The organism is Micromonospora sp. NPDC002411, assembly GCF_053592955.1.
On the sequence record NZ_JBSFBM010000415.1, the window covers coordinates 1 to 5,256 of the forward strand.

Here is a 5,256-nt window from a genome sequence, read left to right on the forward strand (position 1 = left end):
TCGCGGAATACCGTTCGGCTGGAGCCGCGTCGTGCCACTCGCCGAGAGGCGACCTGCACACCGACACCAGCGCCGCCCCCGGCCCGCCAGCCGGGGGCGGCGCTGTCTGCGCTCATCCGTCAGCGCGTCGCGGCACAATGTCCGGATGATTGACGCGCAGCAGTGGTCCGAGCAGTCGGGCGTACTCGTACTCCCCAGTGGGGCGACGGTGCGCGGACGCCGCGTCGCTGCCGCGACCTCGCCCGCCGACTTCGCCGTGCTGTTGGCACCTGGTCCGGTGCCGGCCTGGCCGCATCGGCGGATCCGGTGGCCCGATTTCTGGATTCCGCTGGATCGCGCCGACGCCCTCGATGCCCTGCGGGAGGCGCTGCAGCGGGCGCACGACGGTGAACGCGTCGAGGTGGCCTGCCGGGGTGGGGTGGGCCGCACCGGAACGGCCCTGGCCGCGCTGGCGATCCTCGACGGTCTTCCGGTCGAGCGTGCGGTGCCGTTTGTTCGGGCCGGCTACCACCCGAAGGCGGTGGAGACCCCCTGGCAGCGGCGCTGGCTGCGCCGCGTGTCCTGAGCCGCAACCTCCACACGCCCTGGTCGGTCGCGCGCACAGCCCGGAAAGCCCCGAACCCGCAGGCGTCACCCCCGGTCGACCGCTGCGGGCTCGGTGACGTACTCGCGGAGGTGGGTGGCCGTGAGGGTGTCGCCGTGGGCGACCAGGTCGGCGGGTGTGCCGGTGAAGACGATCTGGCCGCCGTCGTGACCGGCGCCCGGGCCGAGGTCGACGATCCAGTCGGCGTGCGCCATGACCGCCTGGTGGTGCTCGATGACGATCACCGTGTTGCCGGCGTCGACCATCCGGTCGAGCAGGGCCAGCAACTGGTCCACGTCGGCCAGGTGCAGGCCGGTGGTGGGCTCGTCCAGCACGTACGTGGTGGTCTTCTCCGCCAGGTGGATGGCGAGCTTGAGCCGTTGCCGCTCGCCGCCGGACAGGGTGGTCAACGGTTGGCCGAGGCTGAGGTAGCCCAGCCCGACGTCGACCAGCCGGCCGAGGATGAGGTGCGCCGGCCCACCCGGGAAGAACGCGTGCGCTTCGGTGACCGACATGGCCAGCACCTCGCTGATGTTCTTGCCGCGCAGCGTGTACGTGAGCACCTCGTCGGTGAAGCGTCGGCCCTCGCACCGTTCGCAGACGCTCGCCACGCCGGCCATCATCGCCAGGTCCGTGTAGATCAGGCCGATCCCCTTGCAGGCCGGGCAGGCACCCTCGGAGTTGGCGCTGAACAGGGCGGCCTTGACCCCGTTGGCCTTGGCGAACGCGGTGCGGATCGGATCGAGCAACCCGCTGTAGGTGGCCGGGTTGCTGCGCCGGGAGCCGCGGATTGGGGCCTGGTCCACGATCACGACGCCCTGACGGCCGCGCAGCGACCCGTGGATGAGCGAGCTCTTGCCGGAGCCGGCCACGCCGGTGACCACGGTGAGCACGCCGAGCGGGATGTCCACGTCCACGTCGCGCAGGTTGTGCAGGTCGGCCTGGCGGATGGAGAGTTGCCCGGTGGGTCGGCGTACGTCGGCGCGCAGGGTGACCCGGTGGTCCAGGTGCCGGCCGGTCAGGGTGTCGGAGCGGCGTAGCGCGGCGACATCGCCGGTGAAGCAGATCCGACCGCCGTCGGTGCCGGCCCCCGGGCCGAGGTCGACCACGTGGTCGGCGATCGCGATGGTCTCCGGTTTGTGCTCGACCACCAGCACCGTGTTGCCCTTGTCGCGCAACCGCAGCAGCAGGTCGTTCATCCGGGCGATGTCGTGCGGGTGCAGGCCGACGGTGGGCTCGTCGAAGACGTACGTGACGTCGGAGAGGCTGGAGCCGAGGTGCCGGACCATCTTCACCCGTTGGGCCTCGCCGCCGGAGAGGGTGGCCGACTCGCGGTCCAGGCTGAGGTAGCCCAGCCCGATCTCGACCAGGGACTCCAACAGGTCGCGGAGGTTGGCGACGAGCGGCGCTGCTCCCGGGTCGTCGACGCCCCGGACGAACGCGGCCAGGTCGCTGATCTGCATGGCCGAGCACTCGGCGATGTTCTGCCCGGCGATGCGCGACGACAGGGCCGCCGCGTTGAGTCGGGTGCCGCCGCAGTCACCGCAGCTGGTGAAGGTGACCGCCCGGTCGACGAAGGCGCGGATGTGCGGTTGCATCGACTCGCGGTCCTTGGTCAGGAGGAGCCGCTTGACCTTGACCACCAGACCCTCGTACGTCCAGTTGTTGCTGCCCACCTTGATCTTCGTGGCCGGCTTGTGCAGGAAGTCCTCCCACTGCTGTGGGGTGAAGTCCTGGAGTTTGACGTCCGGGTCGAACAGGCCGGAGCCGACGATGGTCTGCCAGTACCAGGAGTCGACAGCGAAACCGGGCGCGGTGATCGCGCCGTCGTTGAGGGAGCGCTCGACGTCGACCAACTCGTTGATGTCGAGGTCGGAGACCCGGCCCAGCCCTTCGCAGGTGGGGCACATGCCCTCGGGCAGGTTGAAGCTGAACGCCCCGGCGCCGCCGATGGACGGCTGGCCGAGCCGGCTGAACAGGATCCGCAGCATCGCGTACGCGTCGGTGGCGGTGCCGACGGTGGAGCGGGAGTTGACGCCCATCCGCTCCTGGTCGACGACGATGGCCGCGCTGAGGTTGCGCAGCGAGTCGACGTCCGGCCGGTTGAGGTTCGGCATGAACGACTGGAGGAAGGCGCTGTAGGTCTCGTTGATCATGCGCTGGGACTCGGCGGCGATGGTGCCGAAGACCAGCGACGACTTGCCGGAGCCGGAGACGCCGGTGAAGACCGTCAACCGGCGCTTGGGGATGTCGACCGAGACGCTGGCGAGGTTGTTCTCCCGCGCTCCGCGTACCTCGATCATGTCGTGGCTGTCGGCGGCGGACCATGCTGGCTGCGACATGCGAACCCTTCACGGAATCGTGGCGGGACTCCTGCCCCGCCGGTGCTGGCGGGTTCCATTGTCTCATTCATCCACATGTAGAGACTTTTGCCGACACTGCCGAGCAGGCCGCATCGAAATGTTTGGTAAAGTCTCAAATCACGTGGTAACCGGTACGGTTGCCGTCGTGAACTCCGAACCCGTCGCACGGCTGCGCGCCGTCGACCTCGCGGCCACCGTCGGGATCTCGGTGCAGCAGGTGCGCAACTACGTCGAGCAGGGGGTGTTGCCGCCGGCGGGCCGTACCGCCAGCGGGTACCGGATCTTCACGACGGAGCACGCGCGGGCGCTCACGGTGGCGCGCCGGCTGGCCGAGGGGCACGGCTGGATCCGTACCCGGGAGATCATGGCGGCGGTGCACTCCGGTGACCTGCCGGCGGCCCTGGCGGCGCTCGACGGTGGGCATGCCGAGCTGGACCGGGAACGCGCGGAGATCCGCCGGGTGCTCGGCGCCTTCGAGACCGTGCTGGCCGGCCCGTCGCAGGCCCGGCCCGCGCCGCGCCGCGACGCCCGCATCGGTGAGGTCGCCGCAGTGGTCGGGGTCCGGACCTCGCAGCTTCGGCTGTGGGAGGAGCGCGGGCTGCTGCGGCCGGGACGCGCCCCGGGCACCAACTACCGGGTGTACGACGAAGTGGAACTACGCGCCGCGCAGGTCATCGCGCTGCTACGCCGTGGTGCGTACCCGTTCGAGATCATCGAGGCGGTGCTGGGCGAACTGCGGACCACCGGCAGCCCGCAGCGGGTCCGTGCCGAGCTGGCCCGCCGTGAGCAGGAGCTGCACGCCCGGAGCCTGCGCAGGCTGCGGGGCAGTGCCGCGTTGCACGACTATCTGAGCGCTCGGGTTGACCCACATCCCATCCCGCGGAGCGAGCGTCGTGACTAGGGTCGGGCACATGAGAGCTGCGCTGCTGGCGGCCACGACGTCCGCCCTCCTGCTCGCTCCCGCGCCGGTCGCCGTGGCGGGAGCCTCCGCCGTGCCCACGGTCCGATGCCCCCGGGTGCCGGCACCGGCGATGTCCCGTCCACCCCGGCCGTCGCCCCCGCCCGCCGTGCCCGCGCAGCGGGTCGTCGGCGGGGCCGGGCTGGACACCGCCGGCCTGGTGGTGCCGACCGGCGCCCCTGCGCCACCGGGGGTCACCGCCACGTCGTGGCTGGTCGCCGACCTGGACAGCGGCCAGGTGCTCGGCGGTTGCGGCCCCCACGAGTACGGCACACCCGCCAGCGTGCAGAAGCTCCTGCTGGCGGCCACCATGCTGCCCCGGCTGGACCCGAACAAGACGGTCACCGTCACCGACGAGGACATGGACATCGAACCCGGATCCTCGGCCGTGGGCCTGGTCGCGGGAGGCCGGTACACCATCGAGACCATCTGGCTCGGGTTGCTGCTCAACTCGGGCAACGAGGCCGCCAACGCGCTGGCCCGACTCGGTGGCGGCACGGACAGCGCCGCCGGTGTACGCGCCATGAACGAGCACGCGCACCACCTCGGCGCGCTCCAGACGCACGCTGTCACCCCGTCCGGGCTGGACGGGGCGGGCCAGTTCACCAGCGCGTACGACCTGGCGTTGATCGCCCGGGCCTGCTTCGCCCAGCCGACCTTCCGCCGGTACGCGTTGACCGAGCAGACGTCGATTCCGGCCCAGCCGGCGCAACGCACCAAGGGTTTCGACATCCAGAACGAAAACCAGCTCATCTACCGGTACCCGGGTGCGCTCGGCGGTAAGACCGGCTTCACCGACCTGGCCCGGCACACCTACGTGGGGGCGGCGGAACGGGGAGGACGGCGGCTGGTGGTGACCCTGCTCGGCGCGGAGTCGGCGCCGAAGCGTGGCTGGGAGCAGGGTGCCGCGCTGCTCGACTGGGGGTTCACAGTGCCCCGGGACGCCTCGGTCGGCCGGCTGGTCGAGCCGGGCGAGCTGACCGCGACGCCGTCGGCGGCACCGTCCGCGCTGGCGGCGCCCGGTGCGCCCCGGCCGGCGGCGGCCAGCGGGCCGGGACACAGCGGATCGGGATGGCTCTGGTCGGTGACCGCTGCCAGCGGGGCGGGCCTGCTGGCATTGATGGGCGGGCTGCTGTGGCGGCGACGCCGCCGGCTGCCTTGACGAATCGACATCGGGCGCTGCCCTCCATAGACTCCGGTCTTTGTGGCACCACGAGTCCAGGAGGATCCCTGTGTCGAGTGAACTCCCACCGCGCCCCCGCGTGGCGGCACCCCGCCGCGCCCTGACCCGCCTCGCGGGGGTGACCGTGCTCGCCGGGGCGCTGGTCGTCGGGGCGTCGGCCGCCGCCGGC

General features: G+C 71.6%; 4 protein-coding genes. 3 read left to right on the forward strand and 1 reads right to left on the reverse strand.

Annotated features, from left to right (window positions below; translation table 11 throughout):
* Nucleotides 1–145 precede the first annotated feature (145 nt).
* Nucleotides 146–565, forward strand: coding sequence for a protein-tyrosine phosphatase family protein (locus ACWCO3_RS31130; protein WP_450013452.1), 420 nt, complete (start codon nucleotides 146–148; stop codon nucleotides 563–565).
* 65 nt (nucleotides 566–630) lie between these two features.
* On the opposite strand, the gene ACWCO3_RS31135 is transcribed toward ACWCO3_RS31130, so the two are convergent.
* The gene (locus ACWCO3_RS31135; protein WP_145782714.1) at nucleotides 631–2,925 is read right to left on the reverse strand and encodes an ATP-binding cassette domain-containing protein; all 2,295 of its coding nucleotides are present in this window, start codon (nucleotides 2,923–2,925) and stop codon (nucleotides 631–633) included.
* A 166-nt stretch (nucleotides 2,926–3,091) separates the two neighbouring features.
* Between ACWCO3_RS31135 and ACWCO3_RS31140 the strand changes: the two genes are divergently transcribed.
* Together ACWCO3_RS31140 and ACWCO3_RS31145 are read left to right on the forward strand one after the other, a co-directional pair.
* Nucleotides 3,092–3,847, forward strand: coding sequence for a MerR family transcriptional regulator (locus ACWCO3_RS31140; RefSeq protein WP_145782712.1), 756 nt, complete (start codon nucleotides 3,092–3,094; stop codon nucleotides 3,845–3,847).
* 10 nt (nucleotides 3,848–3,857) lie between these two features.
* Nucleotides 3,858–5,066: a D-alanyl-D-alanine carboxypeptidase family protein gene (locus ACWCO3_RS31145; protein WP_450013454.1), complete on the forward strand. Its 1,209-nt coding sequence runs from the start codon at nucleotides 3,858–3,860 to the stop codon at nucleotides 5,064–5,066.
* Nucleotides 5,067–5,256: the final 190 nt, after the last annotated feature.

Coding starts and splice junctions, on each gene's coding strand:
- ACWCO3_RS31135 (WP_145782714.1), bottom strand. CDS start 2,925: ATGTCGCAGCCAGCATGGTCCGCCGCCGACAGCCACGACATGATCGAG.
- ACWCO3_RS31130 (WP_450013452.1), top strand. CDS start 146: ATGATTGACGCGCAGCAGTGGTCCGAGCAGTCGGGCGTACTCGTACTC.
- ACWCO3_RS31145 (WP_450013454.1), top strand. CDS start 3,858: ATGAGAGCTGCGCTGCTGGCGGCCACGACGTCCGCCCTCCTGCTCGCT.